We start from the raw sequence: 22232 nt of genomic DNA, 5'->3' as shown, positions 1-22232 counted from the left end.
AAGGATGATATATATGATAAAACGAGCGCTTGTAAGTGTATCGGATAAGACCGGTATAGAGGCTTTAGCCGGACGCTTGCACAATATGGGCGTGGAGATTATATCGACCGGCGGTACTGCCAAAGCATTGGAGAAAGCGGGCATACCAGTTACAAACGTGTCGGATGTTACGGGATTTCCGGAGTGTCTGGACGGTCGCGTAAAAACGATGGATCCTCACATACACGCCGGCATACTGGCCATGCGCGATAACCCGCAGCATATGGAGCAGTTGAATAAGCTGGGTATAAAGCCCATAGATATGGTGGTCATAAACCTGTATCCATTCAGGCAGACCATAGCAAAACCCGACGTTACCTTGGCTGAGGCCATAGAGAATATAGACATAGGCGGGCCGACGATGCTGCGCGCGGCTGCTAAAAACTATCAGGATGTGGCAGTGCTGACCGATCCCGCCGATTACGAGGGTGTATTGGCAGAGATAGAGCAGACCGGCGATGTCAGTCGCGAGACCAAATTCCGACTGGCCGCCAAGGTATTCCAATTGACGGCGCATTACGACGCCATGATAGCCCAATATCTAAGGCAACAGCGCGGTGACGCATCATTTGAGCCCGTATTCACGATGACATTTGAAAAAGCCCAGGATATGCGTTATGGTGAGAATCCGCACCAGAGCGCCGTATTCTATAGGGAAATCGGCGACAACACGGGTACGCTGGCGGCTGCAAAGCAGCTTCACGGCAAAGAGCTTTCTTTTAACAACATAAACGATGCCAACGGTGCGCTCATGCTGCTCAAGGAATTCACCGAGCCGACCGTCGTCGCGGCCAAGCATGCCAATCCATGCGGCGTAGCCAGCGCCGATACGATACATGAAGCCTATGTTAAGGCATATGAAGCCGATCCAGTTTCCATATTCGGCGGCATAGTGGCGGCCAACCGCGAGATCGATGAGGCGACGGCGCAGGAGATAAACAAGACCTTTATAGAGATCGTCATGGCGCCATCATATACGCCAGGGGCATTGAAGGTGCTGGAAAGCAAAAAGAACATACGCATATTGGCCATAGATGACATATCGAAGCCGTTGCCGGCCGATGCCCTGGATATGAAGAAGGTGGCAGGCGGCCTGCTGGTGCAGACCATAGATGATCAACTGCTTAACGATGAGGATCTCAAAGTGGTTACCAAGAACAAGCCCACAGATCAGCAGATGGAAGATTTGATATTTGCATGGAAGGTAGTAAAATACACCAAATCCAACGGCATAGCCATAGCCAAAGATAAGCAATCGCTGGGCATAGGCCCGGGCCAGGTAAACCGCATATGGGCGGTGGAGCACGCCATAGCCAGAAGCGGCGACAAAGTAAAAGGAGCGGTGCTGGCTTCCGACGCCTTCTTCCCATTCTCCGACTGCGTTGAAGCTGCAGGCAAGGCAGGTATAGCGGCCATCATACAGCCCGGTGGTTCTATAAGAGATCAGGAATCTATAGACATGGCCGATAAATATGGCATGGCCATGGTGTTCACCGGTATGCGCCATTTCAGGCATTGATGGGGTGAAGGCTTTGAAGTTATTAATAATAGGAAACGGCGGGCGCGAACATGCATTGGCATGGAAAATAGCCCAAAACCCCGCAGTCGATGAAATATACTGCGCACCGGGCAACGGCGGCATATCCGACATCGCTCGATGTATAGATATAAAAGCTACAGATATAGATGGGATAGTGAATTTTGCAAAACAGAACACCATAGATCTAACCGTCGTGGCGCCGGACGACCCACTGGCCATAGGCATGGTGGATGCGCTGGAGGCTGCCGGATGCCGGGCTTTCGGTCCGCGCCGCGATGCCGCAGCCATAGAGGCTAGCAAGGCGTTTGCCAAGGAATTGATGTATAAATACAATATACCAACGGCCGAATATGATGTATTCGACGATTACGATAAAGCTGCGGCATATATAGAGAAATGCCCTGTTCCCATCGTTATAAAGGCCGACGGTCTGGCTCTGGGTAAAGGCGTCACAGTGGCCATGGACAGGCAGGAGGCGCTGGCGGCCTTAAAATCCATTATGTTGGATAAGGTATTCAAAGAAGCGGGCAGCCGAGTGGTCATAGAGCAATACCTGACCGGGCATGAGGTATCGGTGCTGGCCTTTAGCGATGGTAAAACGGTCGTGCCGATGATAAGCGCACAGGACCACAAGCGCGCCTATGACGGCAATAAAGGCCCCAATACCGGCGGCATGGGGGCTATAGCTCCAAGCCCTTATTATACGCCCGATGTAAAACTAAAGGTGGAGCGGGAGATAATATACCCGACCGTAGCGGCGCTGGCTGCAGAAGGCCGACCGTTCAATGGCGTGCTGTACTTCGGCCTGATGCTGACCGATGACGGACCCAAAGTGCTGGAATACAACGCGCGCTTCGGAGATCCGGAGGCTCAGGCGGTACTGCCGCTTCTAAAAAGTGATCTGGTCGATATAATGGAGGCCATAATAGACGAGCGGCTGGATGAAATAGAGATTGAATGGCACGACAAAGCGGCGGCGTGCGTCGTCCTGGCCTCGGGCGGATACCCCGTGCACTATACCACGGGTTATCCTATAACTGGATTGGATGATATAGACGACCCAGACGTCATAGTGTTCCACGCCGGAACGAAGAAGGAAGGCAGTACGTATTATACGGCTGGCGGTCGAGTGCTTGGCGTTACGGCTGTGGCCGATAATCTGGATACGGCTTTGAGCAAGGCGTATGAAAGCGTACAGAAGATAAAATTCAAGGATATGCACTATAGGAAGGATATAGGCAGGGTATGATACCCTGCCTTTTCTTATGCTATGCATATAGGAGCATGAATGATTCCTTAATAGCATAATACTCCTCATATATGATTAGCCTGTAGTAGGTAAATTCGGCATATTATGAAGTACTTCATCTCGATAAAAATTTTCATGCATGATTATGAAACTATTTCACCCTTCTAGCCCTCTTATATATAGAAGAGCGAATTGGAGGTATGAGTTATGCTAATATCAGCTGTATCTCGCGTAAACGCAAAAAAGAGCGGTATCACAACGGCACTCCTCATACACTGCTCAAGTCGCTCCCCAGCGTTGTCCTAGGTGAAGAAAGCAAGAAAAGGAAGGAAATATAAAATTAGTCTAATTTTTTTCCTAATATAACCGATATATAATATGTATAAATTGATAAACATTTAATGAAAAGGAGATGCGGCTGGTGAAAAAGAAAAATTTAAGAAAGCTTTGTAGTCTATTTCTATCTGTATTAGTCATGACTTTTATCCTTATACCAACCGCACAAGCAAAAGAAAATATTGATAAAAAACCTCGGTTTGAAGATTTTATTTCTTCTATTTTTATCCAAGACGATTATCAAAGCTATTTCGCAGACAGTGATACGTTGAATGTTGATCCAAATTCATCTGTTACAATTGGAAATAAGGGTAATATAAATCTCAAAAAGCCCACTACGCATTATGTCAGCAAAGATGAATTGACACCAAGAATAGGTAAACGAATAGCCACCAGAATAATTGTAAATACTTCACTCGATCCGAAAAAAGAAATTAAGAGATCAGAACAATTAAGAGCAACCACAGTAGTTGATAGTAGCTTTTATACTACCTTTACTGATTATTTAACTACTGAAGGGGAAAGCAAGTATGTATATCCGATCAATCTCTCAAACGGACAAGTCCTTCATGCACAACTGGATTTACCAAATTCATCTGAATTGGACTACGATTTGTACTTGTTTGAAGTTGACGGCGAAGGCAATATGACTTTAGTAGATGCTTCAGAATATCCAACATATATTAATGGAATCTCCGGAACCTTGTCTGAAGCTGTTGGTATATACAATACAAATGAAGCCGATAAGACATATGCAGTTTTTGTTCAGTCTTATATAGGATCTAGCATAAGCCAATCTTTCAAACTTCACATTGGTATTAATACGAACACCGACCCTTATGAAGCCGACGAAAATGTAGCAAAAGCAATAAATTTTACTTTAAATCAATCTGGCAGTACTGCGATTAATGTACGGTCATTAAATACCATGTGTGACAATGACTGGTTTACATTTACCGTTCCCAGTGATCCGGACTACAGCAGAGTTGCATTTACATTAGATGAATCCTCAACTGTGATGAGGTATAAAGTTGAAGTATACACCAATTTATCTGATGGTTCAATGGTGAAAGAAATTATGACTGACAATAAAGTTTCTTTAAGTCCAGGACGCTATTATGTGAGAGTTGCCTCGACAGATGGGAATGCAATTACAAGAACAAATTATACGTTAACGGTTTCTCCTGAATATCTTGCAGATGAAATTTATATCACTGAATTTGGCGGTGGCGGATACGCTACATATTATGGAACGACTCTTTACAGAGTGAATGGTAGTAGTACAATAACTGTTAAAGGTGTAGCAGGCGTTAATGGATATGTACTTCCTAATGCTACGATTACTGTAACTGTCTTCAATCCGAATTGGGATCCCACAGATTTAAAATACAGAACTGCGACCGTTACTACTGATGGTCAAGGTATTTTCACTGCGACTGTAAATACATCACCTTCTACGGCAAGTATGTCATGCTTGATAAGTGGAGCAATATCTTTTATGCATTATTATGATATTGGCGGTGTATATGCTGAGAGTGGTAATGCGATCACCGATGTGGTACCTATTTATATATTTGCATATAGTATATATTTAGGATAATGAAAATGTAGAATAACACCTTGAAAAATAAAAATTCTACAGGCGTTATTCTATGTATTTTTAAGATAAAAAAATACTGCATAGAAGAGGAGAAATATAAATGAGCGAAATAATTTTTAATGCCAATGTATCTACTAATCAAATATCAGCTAATCCAATAGATACAAGAAGAAAGGGCAATGAAGATGTTTTAAACAGTGGTTATCACGATGAAGTGTTCATCAGCGATGAGTCAAGGAAATTGTTTCAAGTTCTCAAAGAATATGAGTTTGACGGTCCCCTAAAGCTTGATAAGCAGTTTTTACAGCGAGATTATTATGAACAAAGGAAGTTGGAATTCGCCAAGAGCCTCTCAGAACGGCAGGACATTGCTCCTTTGGAAAATGAGTTTCAAATTCTTGGAGTGAGCTATGTCTTTAAACCCGGATCTCTTGAACAATTTATTTCTGAAAAGCTTGAAGGCAAAGCAGAAAATCCTTCATTACTTGCAAGTGAAATTGCCGAAAATATAAGAGGGACAGTCAGTAATCCAAATGCTACGATTGACGAACGTGCCGTTAATAGAAAGACTGCGTTAAGACTGGCGGAGGAGATCGCACGAAATTATTTCGATAACGTTGATGAAGCAAAGGATTTCTTATCAGTAATTAATGAATATGCTGAAAATGATGTTTTGCGTGAAAAGGGATATGTGGTCTTTGATAATTCCGATATGAAGCCCTTTAAGGAGTATACACTACCAACGGCACCTGAGAATTATATTTGTGGAAGCGCGTTTGCGGAGAAATACGGATATACAAATCTTAGAGAAATTTTCGATGACAGTGCTAAGTATGAGGGATTTATTAATGCCTTGCAAAAAAACGGTGAAAAATGGAAAGAAGATATTGTTAGAAGCTTTGATGAACATGAGCAACTCGTGCAAAAAATCATAGATGAATCCAGCCTTTCACAGTTGAACGAGCAGTATATACAAGATATCATAAGTACATTTTTTAATAATAACAACTAAAATGAATCTGTCTAAATTGACGTCTCTTTAGTTTCTACCAAAGCTAAAGAACGTTTTTATATCAAAAAGTACTGTGGAGAGACGACTTTATAAATATAAACTAGAGTTATCGTTATTGGTTCAGTATAGATAACTTTAAAAATTATATAAGATGTACAAGATTGAATAATACATGTACATAGGGCCATAAAATGCTTGTTGTGAGTTTTTTGTTCTTTACCCCTGAAGCAATTACCTCATTCATCATATATAGACCCTATACCGATCGCCGAGCATAAGAAGCGAGAAGAAATATAAGCAATTATCATAATACCTCCGATTCCTGCTTCTCAGCGGTGCCTGGCAAAAATCTTTTACCTTTCGATGCAATATCAATTTTTTTGTACTTACTGCGAAAAAAGTAACACGACGTGGTTGATATCGGATGGAGTGATGAATGAAGACGGCTGGGTAATCAATAAAGATTGTGAATTGGATCTAATAAGACACGGGGAATATTATGAGGCAGTTGTGAATCTTCAAAAGGGTTGATGCGCTTTATACGTTTCTCATTCCCTGATTTTACTTGGCCGAGTAATTGGTCGTAAGCTGTAAGAATAGTGAGGTGGAAATTGCGTTATGAAAAGGAGAAAGGTAGTTATTGTCTGCATATGTAGTATAGTTGCGATAGCCATTGTGGTTCTAATGGTTAATGCTCTCGCTTTTCGTAACTTTACAACTGGATTACAATTTCCACCTTACAATGAGGTTGATATTAGTGTTAAGCAATACAAGACGGGCGTTAGTATAGAGATGTCAAATGAGGATGAGATAAAACAGATAATTGATTCCCTGCGTTTAATTCAGTATGCGGGTGTAAAGGTTAATCGCTCAATTATAACATCGGAGAATAATGCTTATTCTGTTATTGTGTCATCTGAAACCTATTACTACATCTTTTATGATTATAACGGGTTTGATGATTTTATCGTTCTTGTATACAGCATGTAGCAGAAGTATCAGAGGCGGGCACTCAAAAGAATAATCGTAAACATCTAGGATTATATGTCACAGACAATAAAGCTTATAACGCTGATTGTGTTAGGGCGTATAATATACTGAGAAAGTATCTGTATAGGGTTGGCAAAGCTAATTCAGTAGTAGTGGCGTTGGACACGCTTGGGATGTACCGTGTAATTCACAAATAAATCAAATAATTACGAGAGGCGGTATAAGCTTTTATGAGAAGAATTGTATTTATAATTATGTTAAGCATGGTATTGATTTTATCAGCATGCAGTGACCAGAGCAAAACGGAAAATGATAAACAGTACCTGTTCTATGGCGAAGGACAGCACTGGGTCGTAACTATAAAGTGTAATGGGGCAAACAGCGGCGAGAAAGCCTCAATGACAGCCGCCTATATGAGTAACATTGAAGATTTAAATGGTAAAGATATAAGCTTTAGCTATGGAACGGCAATGGGTACTATAGGTTCGATGCCTGAACATGGTACGGGTAATAAAGGAACATTTTTTGTAGAATTTCAAGATAATTTTCTTTATCCTATACTTGGAAAGCCGAAAGAAAAAGTTTTAGTCATTATAAGCACATACAATAAAAACGATAAAAGCAACTATAGTGAATCTATCGAACTTAAGCAATATATGGAGATAAAAGATTAGATGATAAGCGCGCAGGACCATAAACGCGCCTATGACGGCAATAAAGGGCCTAATACCGGAGGTATGGGCGCTATAGCTCTAAGCCCTTATTATACGCCAAATGTAAAACAGAAGGTGGAGCGAGGGATAATATACCAACCATAATCCTAAGCATTTAAATCTTCCATAAGTTCATTAATGCTATTAAAAGCTTTACTCATATTGCGGTTGTTGTTGACATTACTAATTGCCGCCAATGTTTCGGCATTGGGGTTTTCAATACGAATATCAAAAGGGATACCACCGTAACGGACGGCATATCGGAGAAATATATTCATTATATATACGTATGTTTTATAATAGCGTTATATTTCTAACAAAAAAGCTTGCGATGGTTTCGAGATAAAAATTTTCATGGCTGATTATGAAACTATTTCACCCTTTTAACCCTCTTATATATAGAAGAGCAAATTGGAGATATGAGTTATGCGTGAAAGTGAGGTAAAGTTGTCAGACGACAGACAGATGCTCGGTGTGCACAGTGTTTGTGAAGCTGTAGCCGTTGCCATTGAATATGGAATTATAAGCGATGACCAAATATTGGGAAAATTATTAACAAAAGACTACCCGATCGGATAGTAGACAAATAATAGATCGAGTTGTATTATATTACTGTAAGTAAACGGTATAAATCCACAGGATTTCCTTGAATGGATAGTGGGATGGGTTTGTTTAAGCAGTTCACCGGGCAAAGGGGCTCACTGAGAAGAACTGCTGGGAATTATATTGGTTTGTCTTTACAAATACTATTATGCGATTTGAGGAGTGATAAAATGGAATTTCTAAAAAGATTTATAGCTATATCTATAATAGCGCTAGCGATATTTTTATATTTACCAATTGATAACGGAAAAGCTGCGGATACTCTCGATTATGCTGAATCGAGATCCGTTTATGCATGTACGTGGGTTAATGACGTAGGGGTAATTTTTACTGCGCAAGCCTTAACTGTTAGTGTGGGATATCGCTATCACTATAACTATAGTGGTGGTAATGTTGTAAGTAAAACGGTAACGTCTAGTTCTTTAACTGGTATTGCTCAGGACGGAACAATAAGGCCTTTCCCAATTAATTTACACTTAATGTATATAGATTGGTATAAAAATGGTGGCTTAATCGGACACTTTATTAGCTTTACGCATCCTCCAAGTATTATTGATCCTGACGACTTAGTTGTTAGCGGAGAAAATGGAACGGATTTATTATTCTATGGAACTGACCAGAATATGTATGAAGAAGGCAATGTGTGGATGTATATGCCTGAGTGTATACCAGCTTCTTTTTCTAAAACTGTTATAAATTATTAAATAGGAAGGTGACGATCATGTTGAAAAAAAGAAGTTCCATTATTGTTATAACTATAGTTGTTGTGATATTTATTGCTTTTTTAGCAATAAATACAGGTTTTGCTGAAGATATTTGGTCCTATATTGGGAAACAAGCAGCCTCTATTAGAGGGCAAAAAAGCGATGTAACAATCGCAACTGTAGGCAATACTCGTATAACACAAAAGGATTTAGATTTAGCTATGTTAATGCGCGAGAAGACATATGAACTTCAAAGCAAGGAAATTAAAGAGTCAATATTAAAGGATCCTTCTATTAAGGAGGAATTGCAAAACGTGATGCCAGAACAACCAACCAAAGAAAAAGTGCTTAATTCATTGATAGAAAAAGAAATTTTATACCAAGAAGCTGTAAAAAGAAATTGTGACGTTTCTCTAAATGAAGCCAAAAAATATCTTGAGGATAATAAAAAAACTTATGACGATATATTAAGCGGTAAGCTAACAGTTGTTGATAAAAATGCAGCAGTTGAAGCATATACAAATATGGAAGACTTCGCTAAGGGAATGGGAATGAGTGTAGAAGAATATATGGAGTACCTCGCGCCTACAGTTCAAAAAGAATTATCAATAGCCAAATTACAGCAGTCAATTTTACAATCTGCTTCCATTGATATAAGGGATAACCCTCAAAAAGCTGAAGAGTACTTCAATAAGCAAAAAGAAGAAATTAAAAAGAACTATGATGTCAAATATAGTGAAGACGCTAAGAAGATTCTCGAAAACTAATTGGGGGTTCTATATTGTTTCAGTGTTCCACGTCGGAACAAAAAAAGAAGGCAATACTATTATACGGCAGGCGGTCGAGTGCTTGGCGTTACGGCTGTGGCCGATAACCTGGATGCGGTTTTGGGCAAGGCGTATGAAAGCGTACAGAAGATAAAATTCAAGGATATGCACTATAGGAAGGATAGAGGCAGGGTATGATACCCCGCCTTTTCTTATGCTATGCATATAGGAGCATGAACGATTCGTGACGGTTCATGTATTTCACAGGCTTGGTAACTGATTAGTCTGTAGTAGGTGGATTCGGCATATTATGAAGTACTTCATTTCGGTAAAAATTTTCATGTCTGGTTATGAAACCATTTCACCCTTTTAACCCTCTTATATATAGAAGAGCGAATTGGAGGTATGAGTTATGCGTGAAAGCAAGATAGAGTTATCAGACGAGCAGAGGGAAATGCTCGGTGTGTACAGTGTTTCTGAAGCTGTAGCTATTGCCATTAAAGAGGGAATTATAAGCGATGATCAAATATTGGGGAAATTATTAACAAAAGACTACCCGATCGGGTAGTAGACAAATAATAGATCGAGTAGTATTATATTACTGTAAGCAAACGGTTAGAATAAATCCACAGGATTTCCTTGGATGGATAGTGGGACAGGTTTGTTTAAGCAGTTCATCGGGTAAAGGGAAGAATGCTGATAGGGGGTAGTGCTAATGAGTGGTTGATTAGTTTGATACAAGAATGGGAACAATTGCTTTTTGGTATGCAATGAGCAAGAGCCGTATGCCTCAATAAGGCACGTACGGTTCTGTGAAGGGCAGACACTGGGAGGTGATGCCAAGCGGTGACCTGTCTACTCGACCAATTTCATTATTGATCGAATTTGAAAAAGTCAAGATAGAAAGCTGACATAAAAGGGATGTAATAGGTAAGAATGCGAAGAAAATTTTTTAATCAAGTTTGAAGGACAAGGAGCAGTTTCAGGTAATAAATACCTGGGAATAAAAAATGGGTATATATAGTGAATGCTGGATGTAAAAAGATAAACAGTCGAGCCTTTAACGTAGGTTTCAAGGGCTTTCGGAGTTTCCGAAAGTACTCGAACAACTATTGTTGAGGGCATCGTACAAGGAGCAATTACAAAGCAATATTATGTTAAAACAGTAGAATACGATGTTAAGACTCTTGATGTAAGCACCTCGCGTGAACGAATTTACGATGCAGAAAAATATCAGGTAGCGTTGAGTGGAGGAAGATATTCGTCAGAGTATTATTATGAAGGGTACCTTCCTTGGAATACAAACGCCGTTGCCTATTGGATGTTTTGTGATTTTTGGGGATATGCTTATCCGGAGGTGAAAAGCTATTCATGATGAAAGACGATTTGATTGAATATCTGTGTCCATATTGCGGTTGTAGAATGGAAGAAGGGACATTCAGAAGACGAGGAGGAAATTATTCCTTGCCGATCGGCCAAAAAGCCCCCCTCGCATACTCGCAAAGTTCCTTTGAAGGAAGAGGAGCAATTATGTTACCGCCGGATGCTTTTTCTACAAAACCGCCTACTTGGCCAAAGGCATATGTATGTCGGAATTGCAAAAAGATAATACTATCTTATTGAAAAATCGGGTAGGAGATAGATGATTATTAGGTGAGTACAAGCAAGAACACGCAATTTGGGACGACTTATGATAAAACAGACATCTCTCAGATTACGGTTTCCAGCGATTGCATACAGCTATTGTTTTATGTGCCGGTATCTACTACCGGAATGGCTCCTTTGCAGAAAATTACATTCGATGCTACGAACGAGGTATGTAAAATACGGGTGTTCAATTGCTATACAAAGAAAGTTTTTTTGATCATTTTAGGATAATACATGATTCAAGACAAGACAATGAATATCGGACAGTAGAATACAACTTTGGGAAAAGGCAGGGGATTTATACCCTGCCTTTTTTATACAGCCCTATGGCCTAAACCTATAGACACCTCATTGAGGTTCAGCAGCCCTATGCCGAAGAATATCGCCACGCTTATGTGATCGGCATATCTTGCTATGCCTAGTTTTCCGCCCACATTCAAGCCCATAGCCTTAGGCATAAGCTGGCTCAAAGCCTCGTGGGTAGCTCCGGCTACGGCTCCCTCCTCCAGATGGGATTCGCCTATTATTCCCTCGCGCTTGGCTGCCACTACGGCGCGTTCTATTATCTTAGGTATGGATGATGTAAATTCGCCGCCGTAGTCCACTGCTGCGGCGTCAATACCAATTTGCTTGCATTTGTTTTTAAACTCTGCCTCTTCATTTCTGTCTTTAGTCAGACTTATCCGTATAGCTGCTTTTGCCACATCTTTACTTCCCCATTGTTCCATGGTACAATCCTCATTTTCTTATATTTTATCATAAAGCCTTATTACAAATGTAATTGTATTATATTTTGATAAATGATACAATAGTATTGTTGGAGGTGTATATAATGGCTATAAGATCTGTTAGAGGTGCTATTACCATAGATGCCGACGGTCCCGATGAGGTACGCGATGCCGTACATGAGCTTTTGACCGCTATCGTAGAGGCCAACGGTATAGCTGTGGATGACGTGGTAAGCATGTTATTCAGTTGCACGCCGGACATTTCCTCCATATACCCGGGTGCGCCTGCACGAGATATGGGATTTGTACACTGCGGTATAATGTGTCTGCAGGAGATGGACGTATGGGGTGGTTTGCCGAGTTGTATAAGAGTAATGCTTTTGATAGAGACCGATAAAGCGCAAAAAGATATAGTACATATTTATCTTCGCGATGCTAAACAGTTGCGCCCGGATTTAAGCGGGGAGAATTAGCATATGCTGAATATAGCTATAGATGGACCTGCCGGAGCGGGTAAGAGCACAGTAGCCAAGCTGCTGGCAAAACAGCTTAATATCATATATCTTGATACAGGCGCCATGTATAGGGCTGTAGCTCTAAAGGCAATAGAACAAGGGGTGGACGTGTCAGATACCGACGCACTGAGCGTTTTATTGGAGGACACCGATATAGATATAAGCTATGTGGACGAGCAGCAGCATGTGTTGTTGGATGGGCGCGATGTAACCGACATTATACGGACGCCGGAAGTATCGGATGGTGCATCTAAAGTGGCCGCGATACCTGCGGTGCGCCTTAAGTTAGTTGAACTCCAGCGTCGTATAGCACGCATGCACGATGTTGTGATGGATGGAAGGGATATAGGTACATTTGTGTTGCCGAATGCCAGTGTAAAATTTTATCTTACAGCATCTATAGAAGAGCGTGCCAGAAGGCGCCTGGAGGAGATGCGCGCTAAGGGTTATGAGCATTCGCTGGATGATGTCAAAGACGATATTAAAGCCAGGGATAAAAACGATTTCGAGAGGGAATTTGCTCCTCTTCGGAAGGCTGATGATGCTATTCTCATAGACAGCACGGATAAGACCGTCGATGAAGTGGTGGAGGAGATGTTGTCGTTCATTCAGGCAGCAAACGTTAAGAGAAAAATATAGAGACCGTTCATTATGGATAAAACCGACGCGAGTCGGTTTTTTTTATTGCTGCGGCATAGGACTTAAGACCTATTTTAAAAATTTTTTTACAAAAAGACTGGTAAAATTCCGATGGAAGATATAAAATAGTACATAGAGTGGTACATAGTGGTTTAAAGTGGAGAGTAATGTAGTGAGGTAAACGGATTATGTTTATGGGAGAATACCAGCATACGATCGATCAAAAAGGGCGTTTGATAATACCCTCCAAATTCCGGGACGACTTGGGCGATAGGTTTGTAGCGACCAAGGGTCTGGATAGGTGCCTTTTTGTCTATTCTCCCGATGAATGGTCTAATCTCGAGCAGCGTCTCAAAGCCTTGCCGCTGACCAATAAGGATGCAAGGGCTTTTGTGCGTTTCTTTTTCGCCGGCGCTACTGAATGTGAGATAGATAAGCAAGGTAGGATACTGTTGCCTGCTAATTTGAGGGAATATGCTTCACTGGTTAAGGACGTCGTGCTGGTGGGGGTGCTGACGCGCGTTGAGATATGGAGCAAGGATATCTGGAATGAATACAATGAGCAGGCAAATCTTGACCATGAGTCTATAGCTGAAAGGATGGCCGACTTAGGCATATAATGAACGATTATCATAAACCGGTGTTGGTAAATGAGGTAATGCAATATATGCGTTGCCGGGAAGGCGGCATATATATAGATGGAACGATAGGCGGTGGTGGACATGCATTGGAAATATGCCGCAGGATAGGCGGCCATGGTTTGCTCATAGGCATAGATAAAGACGACCAAGCGCTGGCTCATGCGGCTGAAACGCTAAAAGAGTACAGCGGCTGCGTCAGGTTAATAAAAGGCGATTTCCGGTATATGAAGGCTCTGGTAAATGATATAGGGGTTAACGAAGTGGACGGCGTATTGCTGGATCTCGGAGTATCGTCGCATCAGTTGGATGATGCCGAGAGGGGTTTTAGTTATAATGCGGAAGCCGCGCTGGATATGCGCATGGATAAACAGCAGTTGCTTACGGCTAGAGATGTTGTAAATACATATGATGAAAAAAGGCTTTATGAGATAATAAGAGATTATGGTGAAGAGCGTTGGGCTAAGCGGATAGCTTCTTTCATAGTAAAAGAGCGGCAACGTTATCCTATCGAAACCACAGGCCAGTTGGTAGAAGTGATAAAAAAGGCCATGCCTGCAGCAGCAAGGAGAGAAGGTCCGCATCCGGCTCGGCGTACTTTTCAGGCCATACGCATTGAGGTAAATGACGAATTGAATTCTATAAAAGAGGGACTGATACAAGCGTTAGATTGCCTTAAACCGGGTGGTAGGTTATGTGTCATTTCCTTTCACTCGTTGGAGGACAGGCTGGTGAAAGATACATTTAGACGGTGGCAAAATCCATGTATTTGTCCGCCCGATACACCGGTATGTGTATGCGGCAATAAGCCTGTGGCCGCTATAGTGACTAAAAAACCTGTTATAGCAACGCCTGATGAGGTAGAGTCAAACCCGAGGGCGAGAAGTGCTAAACTAAGAGTGTGCGAAAAATTGTAAGTTATAAACGATGGAGAGGGTGAATAAATATGGTAGTAGCACAGCGGGAATTTTATGAAGAACAAATGCCGAAGCGGCAGCTTGAGCCACGACCCAAGGTCAAAAAGCGAAATAGGATCAAACCTATTTTAATTGTGATGCTCATGTTTATAACATTTAGTGCCTTGGTTTCACGTCATGTCCAAATCATCAATGCAAATTATGAGCTGTTGGACATGAAAAAGGAATTGGCGCAGGTGCAAAAGGTCAACGATGATCTGACACTTCAGCTGACCATGGCCAATAATATCGACAACATAGAGAAGATAGCGCGTACAAAGCTGCACATGCATTATCCGGAACCGTCTCAAACGGCATATATACATATTTCACCCAAGGATGATAAACCAACAGAAGAACAAGCTGTAGCCGAGTCACGCCAGCATAAAAGCCTGTGGGCTATAATATACGGACTATTAGATTGATATGATATTAGGGAGCTGAGGTTATTGGGCAGCATATCGGTAACAGTGAGGAAACGTCTTCTTTGGCTGTTGATAGTAATATTTATATTATTTATTGCACTTATAATACGTTTAGGCTGGCTTCAGATAAAGCAAGGGCCGATATTGCAGCAAAAGGCGTATGACCAATGGGCCAGAGAGATAAGCGTCTCTCCAAAGCGCGGCATTATATATGATAGAAACGGCAGGATATTGGCACAGAGTGCCAGCTCGGAAACTATAATAGTAAGGCCGCTGGATATAGTCGATCCCGAAGGGACGGCAGACAAATTGGCTCCGATAATCAACATGGACCGCGACGAGATATTGAAAATAATAACCGATAAAACCAAATCTGAGAAATGGCTTAAACGGCAGGTGAGCAAGGAAGAGGCCAACGCTGTGCGCCGGCTCGGGCTTAAAGGTATAAAGTTTACAGAGGAAGCCAAACGATATTATCCAAATGAAAATCTGGCCTCGCATATATTGGGCTTTGTAGGCAGAGACGGCCAGGGATTGGATGGCGTGGAGCTCCAATACGATAAATACCTGAAAGGCAAAGAGGGGAAAATAGTCACTCAGACAGACGGCAAGGCCCGAGAGCTGCCTATGAGCCCCGAGCAGTATATCAAACCGCAAGATGGGGATAATGTATATTTGACCATAGATGCCGTAATACAGCATTTCACTGAAAAAGCTGTTGAGCAGGCATTGGCGGATAACAAGGCCAAAAAAGCCATAGGTGTTGTTATGGATCCTAAGACAGGTGAAATCTTGGCTTTGACAAACAAGCCTGATTTTAACCCCAATGGTTTCCCTCCGCCTGAGCTTACGACCGCTAAGAGTATAGAGGAAGCAACGAGAAATGCCGCTGTCAAAGATACATATGAGCCAGGCTCGACGTTTAAGATAATCACATCGGCGGCGGGTCTGGATTCGGGAGCGGTCAAACCGGATGATACATTTTATGACCCGGGCTATAAGATAGTTGCCGGGCAAAAGATAAAATGCTGGCGCTCATACAATCCGCACGGCCATGAGACGTTTGTAGAGGGTGTGCAAAATTCTTGTAACCCTGTGTTCATGGAAGTGGGGGAGAGGATGGGTGTTAACACTTTTTACGATTATATAAACCTATTCGGCTTTGGACAAAAGACCGGTCTGGATCTGCCCGGCGAAGGCCGAGGCTTGCTCCAGAAACAGGATAAAGTAGGGCCTGTGGAGCTGGCTACCATATCATTTGGTCAGGGCATATCGGTAACACCTGTACAATTGGTTACCGCCATATCGGCAGCAGTAAATGGCGGCCAGCTTATAACCCCGCATGTAATGAAGCAGGTGAAGGATAACGATGGGAATATAGTGGTAGATAATAAACCACAGGTAGTCAGACGGGTGATATCCGAGCAAACATCCGAAACGCTGCGCCCTATATTGGAGAGCGTGGTATCAGAAGGAACCGGCAAAGCCGCCTATATAGAAGGTTATAGGATAGGCGGTAAAACCGGCACAGCCGAGACCTACCAAGCAGGCAAGTATATATCCTCCTTCGTGGCATTTGCTCCGGCTGACGATCCGAAGATAGTGGTATTAGTGATAGTACAGGAACCGGACGCCGGTGCATATTTCGGCAGCACGGTGGCCGCACCTGCTGTTAAGAGCATTATATCCGATACGTTCGATTACTGGGGTATAAAACCAAATATAGAGGGGCAACAACCCATCGAAACTATAACCGTTCCCGATGTTAGAAATATGACATTGGAAGAGGCGAGCAAAAAGTTGGATGAGGCAGGTCTTGCTCATGAGATAGCGGGAGAAGGATCGATAGTGGTGGATATGATGCCCAAACCCGACGCCAAAGTACCGTCAAATACAGTAATCATACTATATGCTGAATCACAACAGGCTCTTAGCGAGGGTCAGGGAAATATAGAGGTGCCGGATTTATTTGGATTGTCTATAAGGGAGGCTGAAGAGGAACTGGAGAAAATAGGGCTGAAATTAAAGCAGGGCAAAGGCAGCGGCTTGATTATAGACCAGCGTCCAAGAGCAGGCACCAAGGTCAAAGAGGGCGCTGAGGTGATAGTAAACATGACCGAAGGGGATTAATATTTTATGGAATTGATAAAATTATTAAATGATATAGAGTATTATGCTGTAAACGGAGATGTTCATTTAGATATAAAAAATATATGCTATGATTCGCGAAAGGTCACGCCGGGGTCCTTGTTTGTAGCCATAGAAGGTTTTAAAACCGATGGACATCGCTTTATACGCCAAGCTGTAGACAACGGTGCCGTCGCTGTGGTGGTAACTCGTGATGTTCCCCTACCCGATGGCATATCGGTAGTAAAGGTTGAGGACAGCCGTTTGTCATTGGCTGCCCTATCGCGCGCCTTCTATGATTATCCGGATAAGCGGCTGCGCCTTATAGGTGTGACCGGTACCAACGGCAAGACCAGCGTGACGTATATGGTCAAATCCATATTAGAACAAAGCGGGCGAAAGGTGGGCCTTATAGGCACCATACAGAATATGATAGGCGATGTGGTACTGCATACCGAGCGCACTACGCCTGAATCGTCCGATTTATACTCTTTATTCAGGCAGATGGCCGATGCCGGCATACAGGATGTGGTTATGGAGGTTTCATCGCATTCGCTGGCATTGAACAGGGTAGCCGGCTGCCGATTTGATGTAGGAATATTTACCAATTTAACCGAGGATCATTTGGATTTCCACAGCAATATGGATGATTATTTTGCCGCTAAGCTAAAATTATTTCAAAATAGCGGGCTTATAGCGACCAATGCGGATGATTCCTATGGCGTCAGACTAAAGGACATGTTTGTTTCCAAAACCGTATATACGTATGGAATAGAGCATGAAGCGCACGTGACAGCCTCCGGCATACACAGCGATGCTAAAGGTTCTACTTTTGATATCGATATATGCGGCGACAGAAGGCCGGTTATAATAAATATACCCGGTCGCTTCAGCGTATACAATGCGCTAGCGGCGGCAACGGCATGCTATGCCATGGCCATATCTGCGGATGATATATCGAAAGGCCTGCAAGCGCTCAAGAGCGTACCTGGTCGATTTGAAGTACTGAACACCGATACTGATTTTACAGTTATTATCGATTATGCTCATACGCCCGATGGCCTGGAAAATATACTGAGATCGGTCAAAGATGTAGCCAAAGGCCGCGTAATAGCGTTATTCGGCTGCGGAGGAGACAGAGATGCCGCTAAGCGGCCGATAATGGGTGAAATAGGCGGCAGATATGCCGACTTTTGTATACTGACATCCGATAATCCAAGAAGCGAGGATCCTATGGCTATTATAAAGCAGATTGAGGAAGGCATACGCAAAACTCAATGCCCTTATATAGTTATAGAAAATCGCCGCCAGGCCATAAAATATGGGCTGCGGATGGCGCGAAAAGATGATATACTATTATTAGCCGGTAAAGGCCATGAGACGTATCAGATATTGAAGGACAAGACCATACATTTTGATGAACGCGAGGTAGTTCGCGAGCTATTGGAGGACGAAAAGCGGTGAAGCTTACTATTTCCGAGGTAATAGAAGCCACTGGCGGTCGACTGATTGCCGGTGATAAATGGCGCATTATAAACGGTGTATCCACCGACAGCAGGACTGTGAAGCCTGGTCAATTGTTTATTGCTTTGATAGGGGAACGATATGACGGCCATGACTTTATAGACAGCGCTGTGGCAAATGGAGCGGCGGCGGTGATGCTTAGCAAGGATATGGCAGGTTGGGATATACCGATGATAAAGGTGGAGGATACGCTTGAGGCGCTCAAACGCCTCGCGGCTTATTACAGACGTATGTTTCACCTTACGGTAATTGCCATAACCGGTAGCAGCGGCAAGACGACCACCAAGGAGTTTATATATGCCGTGCTCAGCCAGAAATACAACGTATTGAAAAATCGCGGCAACCTAAATAATCAGATAGGATTGCCGCTTACTGTATTCGATATGAATTCGCATCATCAATATGCCGTATTGGAGATGGGCATGAGCGCATTAGGTGAGATACATGACCTTGTAGACATAGCGCGCCCGCATATAGGGGTCATAACCAATATAGGCCTTTCACACATAGAGAAATTGGGCAGTCAGCAAAATATATTGCGCGCCAAACTCGAATTGTTCGATTTCTTCGGAGACAATGACGTTGCCGTATTAAACGGCGATGATCCGTTGCTGTGCGCCTTACATAATGTCTTGCCATGTCGTGTGTTTTATTTTAGCACACGAGGCAAGGGTGATATCAAGGTTTTGAATATACGGTTTTATAAAAATGGCTATTACTGTTATACGGCGGTGTTGCCCGATGGCCAAAGGGAGGACATATATCTCAATATAGCCGGTTTTCATAATGTGTACAACAGCTTGGCCGCGGTGCTGGTTGGAATAGAGGCAGATGTGCCGTTAAAGCAGATAAAAGCAGGCATAGAAAGCCTTTCCGATACGCCTCAACGTTTGAGGATGTTTGAAATATACCCCGACATACAGCTTATAGACGATACATATAATGCCAATCCCGATTCGATGAGAGCAGCCATAGAAGTGCTATGCGATTTAGACAGCAGCAGAAAAATAGCGGTATTGGGTGATATGCTGGAATTGGGAGAGATAGCCGAAACGGCGCATACCGAATTGGGGCGCACAGTGGCGCAAAAGGAAATAGACGTATTGATAACAGTGGGCAGCATGGCGCGTTTCATAGCCGATGGGGCTGAAGCGTCCGGCATGAACGCACATAATATATATCGGTTTAATTCTAATGATGAAGCCATATCATGGCTGGATGAACATATAACGCATGGCGACGCGATATTGATAAAGGGGTCGCACGGCATGCACATGGATGAAATAGTGAAATACTTGCAAGAGCATAACGAAGGAGCAAAGAATGCATAGCGATATAATATATGCTGTAATAATAGCTTTTATTATATGCCTGATAAGCGGGCCGATAATAATACCTATGCTGAGACGTTGGAAATTTGGGCAGGTCGTGAGGGAAGAAGGCCCCAAAACCCATCTTGCTAAAACAGGCACGCCTACCATGGGTGGAGTATTTATGGTGCCTGCCATTATTATAGCGGCCTTTTTGGCGGCTCAGGGTAATTATGAAATGATGCTGGTGGCTGTGTTGATTACGCTGGGTTATGGCCTTATAGGATTTATAGATGATTTCATAAAGGTGGCGATGAAGCGTTCGCTCGGTTTACGAGCATATCAAAAATTGATAGGCCAGATAGGTATAGCGCTGATATTTGCCATATACGCTGCTAACAACCCTGATATAGGCACAGCGTGGCGTATACCATTTTCTGAAGCCCAATGGGACCTCGGTTGGCTGTTTATACCGATTACAATATTTGTGGTGGTGGGAACGACCAACAGCGTGAACCTTACGGATGGTATCGACGGCCTTGCTGCCAGCGTTACCCTGGTAGTGGCTGCGGCTTTCGCCCTGGTATATAACGCCTTTGATAGCATGGCGAGCGCACAAGGCCAGGCGTATGTGGCGGTGAATATGCACAATATGGCCGTATATGCAGGAGCTGTAGCCGGCGGGTGCCTGGGATTTTTGCTTTTCAATACCCATCCGGCCCAGGTGTTTATGGGTGATACAGGCTCCATGGCATTAGGAGGGGCTGTGGCCGCTATGGCTGTAATATCCAGGTCGCAGCTTTTTCTGATTATAATGGGTGGCATATACGTTGCCGAGGCCGTATCTGTCATATTGCAGGTGGGATATTTTAAGATGACCGGTGGTAAACGCATATTCAAAATGACACCGCTACACCACCATTTTGAGCTGTCAGGCATGCCGGAAGGCAGCTGGACCACTACGCAATCAAAGATTGCTGTGGTCCTACGCTTCAAAAGCCCGCTCAGCATATATGTCAAGCCTTATATCACGTAATGATTGCGTACTTGCAATTTGTTTCGCTTGAGCAAGCCAACAGCGGCAATTCACGTTCATGCCCGACCTACGCTTGCTCTGTGCTGCACTCATAGAGCAGCCTACGCAATATTTCAAGGTGTGCTCCGGCTTTATATTATTAATTGAATGTTTATAGGAGTAGTGGAGAATGGATTTAAGGGATAAACGCATATTGATAATAGGCATGGCCCTGAGCGGTATAGCGGCTGCCAAAGTATTATATCGCCATGGCGCTCATATAATATTAAATGATATAAAAGAACAATGCGAACTCGGCGATGCTTTGAACCAACTGGAAGGCATAAAAGCCGAATACGCTTTCGGGACAGAACCGGACGAATTGTTGGAAAGATGCGATATGGCAATAGTCAGCCCGGGCGTGCCATTGGATAAACCATTTGTAAAAAAAGCCCGATCATTGGGTATAGAATTGATCGGCGAAGTAGAACTGGCTTACAGGTTGTCCGATGCGCCTATAGCGGCTATTACCGGTACTAATGGGAAGACCACTACCACCGCACTGACCGGTCATATATTCAAGCTGGCCGGCATCAACACGTTTGTATGCGGCAATATCGGTACCCCGATGATATCGGCCATAGAACAATACGGGCCGAATGACGTGGTTGTAGCTGAAATAAGCAGCTTTCAATTGGAGAGCATAAAGCGTTTTAAGCCGCGAGTGAGCGCTATATTGAATATAACGGAGGATCATTTGAACCGTCACGGCACATTTGATAACTATATCGCGATCAAAAGCCGGATTTTCATGAATCAGGGACCGGACGATTACGTCGTGCTCAATATGGACAATGAACCATGTCGACAACTGATGGCATTGCCGAAAGCCCATGTACTGCCTTTCAGCCGCAAGCGGGAGTTGGACGAAGGCGCTATGGTAAAAGATGATTACATAATATGCAGGCTTAATGGCAGAGAGGATAAAATATGCCGAGTTGGTGACATAAAAATACCAGGCAAGCACAATCTGGAGAATGCTTTGGCATCGGCTGCCATTGCTTATGCTATGGGCATAGGGCCTGATGTCATAGCGCAAGGTTTGCGTACATTTGAAGGTGTGGAGCACCGCATAGAGTTTGTCGATGAAATAGA

General features: G+C 43.1%; 25 protein-coding genes. 23 read left to right on the top strand and 2 right to left on the bottom strand.

What is annotated here, in order from left to right; all coding sequences use genetic code 11:
- The first annotated feature begins 13 nt into the window (after positions 1–13).
- From purH to JG770_RS08675, 7 genes are all read left to right on the top strand, one after another.
- Entirely contained in the window at positions 14–1558 is a 1545-nt protein-coding gene (gene purH / locus JG770_RS08705; RefSeq protein WP_291957857.1) for a bifunctional phosphoribosylaminoimidazolecarboxamide formyltransferase/IMP cyclohydrolase, read from the top strand.
- A 13-nt stretch (positions 1559–1571) separates the two neighbouring features.
- On the top strand, positions 1572–2828 hold the full coding sequence (gene purD, locus JG770_RS08700) for a phosphoribosylamine--glycine ligase (RefSeq protein WP_291957853.1): 1257 nt from the start codon (positions 1572–1574) through the stop codon (positions 2826–2828).
- Between the two features lie 421 nt (positions 2829–3249).
- On the top strand, positions 3250–4764 hold the full coding sequence (locus JG770_RS08695) for a hypothetical protein (protein ID WP_291957851.1): 1515 nt from the start codon (positions 3250–3252) through the stop codon (positions 4762–4764).
- Between the two features lie 100 nt (positions 4765–4864).
- Positions 4865–5776 carry a hypothetical protein gene (locus JG770_RS08690; protein ID WP_291957848.1) on the top strand — a complete coding sequence of 304 codons (912 nt, stop codon included), beginning with the start codon at positions 4865–4867 and terminating at the stop codon, positions 5774–5776.
- A gap of 618 nt (positions 5777–6394) precedes the next feature.
- Positions 6395–6766 carry a hypothetical protein gene (locus JG770_RS08685; protein WP_291957846.1) on the top strand — a complete coding sequence of 124 codons (372 nt, stop codon included), beginning with the start codon at positions 6395–6397 and terminating at the stop codon, positions 6764–6766.
- 230 nt (positions 6767–6996) lie between these two features.
- Positions 6997–7440 (top strand): hypothetical protein, encoded by a 444-nt coding sequence (locus JG770_RS08680; protein ID WP_013781231.1) that lies wholly within the window; start codon positions 6997–6999, stop codon positions 7438–7440.
- Positions 7441–7584: a hypothetical protein gene (locus tag JG770_RS08675; protein ID WP_083809874.1), complete on the top strand. Its 144-nt coding sequence runs from the start codon at positions 7441–7443 to the stop codon at positions 7582–7584. It abuts the gene before it with no gap.
- Positions 7585–7586: 2 nt separating this feature from the next.
- Here JG770_RS08675 and JG770_RS10665 read toward each other — a convergent pair whose 3' ends face one another.
- The gene (locus JG770_RS10665) at positions 7587–7757 is read right to left on the bottom strand and encodes a type II toxin-antitoxin system RelB/DinJ family antitoxin (RefSeq protein ID WP_083809873.1); all 171 of its coding nucleotides are present in this window, start codon (positions 7755–7757) and stop codon (positions 7587–7589) included.
- 148 nt (positions 7758–7905) lie between these two features.
- Between JG770_RS10665 and JG770_RS08670 the strand changes: the two genes are divergently transcribed.
- From JG770_RS08670 to JG770_RS08645, 6 genes are all read left to right on the top strand, one after another.
- Positions 7906–8058: a hypothetical protein gene (locus JG770_RS08670; RefSeq protein WP_013781221.1), complete on the top strand. Its 153-nt coding sequence runs from the start codon at positions 7906–7908 to the stop codon at positions 8056–8058.
- Positions 8059–8129: 71 nt separating this feature from the next.
- Positions 8130–8786: a hypothetical protein gene (locus JG770_RS08665; RefSeq protein WP_291957837.1), complete on the top strand. Its 657-nt coding sequence runs from the start codon at positions 8130–8132 to the stop codon at positions 8784–8786.
- A gap of 17 nt (positions 8787–8803) precedes the next feature.
- Positions 8804–9553 carry a SurA N-terminal domain-containing protein gene (locus JG770_RS08660; RefSeq protein ID WP_013781236.1) on the top strand — a complete coding sequence of 250 codons (750 nt, stop codon included), beginning with the start codon at positions 8804–8806 and terminating at the stop codon, positions 9551–9553.
- A gap of 78 nt (positions 9554–9631) precedes the next feature.
- Entirely contained in the window at positions 9632–9751 is a 120-nt protein-coding gene (locus JG770_RS08655; protein ID WP_291957832.1) for a hypothetical protein, read from the top strand.
- A 214-nt stretch (positions 9752–9965) separates the two neighbouring features.
- Positions 9966–10121, top strand: coding sequence for a hypothetical protein (locus JG770_RS08650; RefSeq protein ID WP_291957830.1), 156 nt, complete (start codon positions 9966–9968; stop codon positions 10119–10121).
- A gap of 803 nt (positions 10122–10924) precedes the next feature.
- Entirely contained in the window at positions 10925–11176 is a 252-nt protein-coding gene (locus tag JG770_RS08645; protein WP_363320981.1) for a PF20097 family protein, read from the top strand.
- Between the two features lie 338 nt (positions 11177–11514).
- Here JG770_RS08645 and JG770_RS08640 read toward each other — a convergent pair whose 3' ends face one another.
- Positions 11515–11928, bottom strand: coding sequence for a HutP family protein (locus JG770_RS08640; protein WP_013781219.1), 414 nt, complete (start codon positions 11926–11928; stop codon positions 11515–11517).
- A 104-nt stretch (positions 11929–12032) separates the two neighbouring features.
- On the opposite strand from JG770_RS08640, the gene aroH reads away from it, so the two are divergent.
- From aroH to murD, 10 genes are all read left to right on the top strand, one after another.
- Entirely contained in the window at positions 12033–12401 is a 369-nt protein-coding gene (aroH, locus tag JG770_RS08635) for a chorismate mutase (protein WP_291957822.1), read from the top strand.
- Between the two features lie 3 nt (positions 12402–12404).
- Positions 12405–13082, top strand: coding sequence for a (d)CMP kinase (cmk, locus tag JG770_RS08630; RefSeq protein WP_291957820.1), 678 nt, complete (start codon positions 12405–12407; stop codon positions 13080–13082).
- 188 nt (positions 13083–13270) lie between these two features.
- Complete coding sequence (gene mraZ, locus JG770_RS08625) at positions 13271–13702, top strand: division/cell wall cluster transcriptional repressor MraZ (protein WP_291957817.1); 432 nt, start codon at positions 13271–13273, stop codon at positions 13700–13702.
- A complete protein-coding gene (rsmH, locus tag JG770_RS08620; protein WP_291957815.1) occupies positions 13702–14637 on the top strand; it encodes a 16S rRNA (cytosine(1402)-N(4))-methyltransferase RsmH in 936 nt (311 codons plus the stop codon). Before mraZ ends, rsmH begins: the two co-directional genes overlap by 1 nt.
- A 29-nt stretch (positions 14638–14666) precedes the next feature.
- A complete protein-coding gene (locus tag JG770_RS08615) occupies positions 14667–15101 on the top strand; it encodes a cell division protein FtsL (RefSeq protein ID WP_291957812.1) in 435 nt (144 codons plus the stop codon).
- A 24-nt stretch (positions 15102–15125) separates the two neighbouring features.
- The gene (locus JG770_RS08610; protein WP_291957809.1) at positions 15126–17231 is read left to right on the top strand and encodes a stage V sporulation protein D; all 2106 of its coding nucleotides are present in this window, start codon (positions 15126–15128) and stop codon (positions 17229–17231) included.
- A gap of 6 nt (positions 17232–17237) precedes the next feature.
- Positions 17238–18692: a UDP-N-acetylmuramoyl-L-alanyl-D-glutamate--2,6-diaminopimelate ligase gene (locus JG770_RS08605; protein ID WP_291957807.1), complete on the top strand. Its 1455-nt coding sequence runs from the start codon at positions 17238–17240 to the stop codon at positions 18690–18692.
- Positions 18689–20083: a UDP-N-acetylmuramoyl-tripeptide--D-alanyl-D-alanine ligase gene (gene murF / locus JG770_RS08600; RefSeq protein ID WP_291957805.1), complete on the top strand. Its 1395-nt coding sequence runs from the start codon at positions 18689–18691 to the stop codon at positions 20081–20083. The genes JG770_RS08605 and murF overlap by 4 nt, the downstream gene beginning before the upstream one ends.
- Entirely contained in the window at positions 20076–21098 is a 1023-nt protein-coding gene (gene mraY / locus JG770_RS08595; protein ID WP_291957802.1) for a phospho-N-acetylmuramoyl-pentapeptide-transferase, read from the top strand. Before murF ends, mraY begins: the two co-directional genes overlap by 8 nt.
- 169 nt (positions 21099–21267) lie before the next feature.
- The coding region (gene murD, locus JG770_RS08590) for a UDP-N-acetylmuramoyl-L-alanine--D-glutamate ligase (protein ID WP_291957799.1) at positions 21268–22232 on the top strand (965 nt) is incomplete at its 3' end.

Source organism: Mahella sp., from assembly GCF_020054945.1.
Taxonomy (GTDB): Bacteria; Bacillota; Clostridia; order Mahellales; family Mahellaceae; genus Mahella.
The sequence above is the reverse complement of the archived record's forward strand: the minus strand, read 5'-3'. Positions and strand labels throughout refer to the sequence as shown.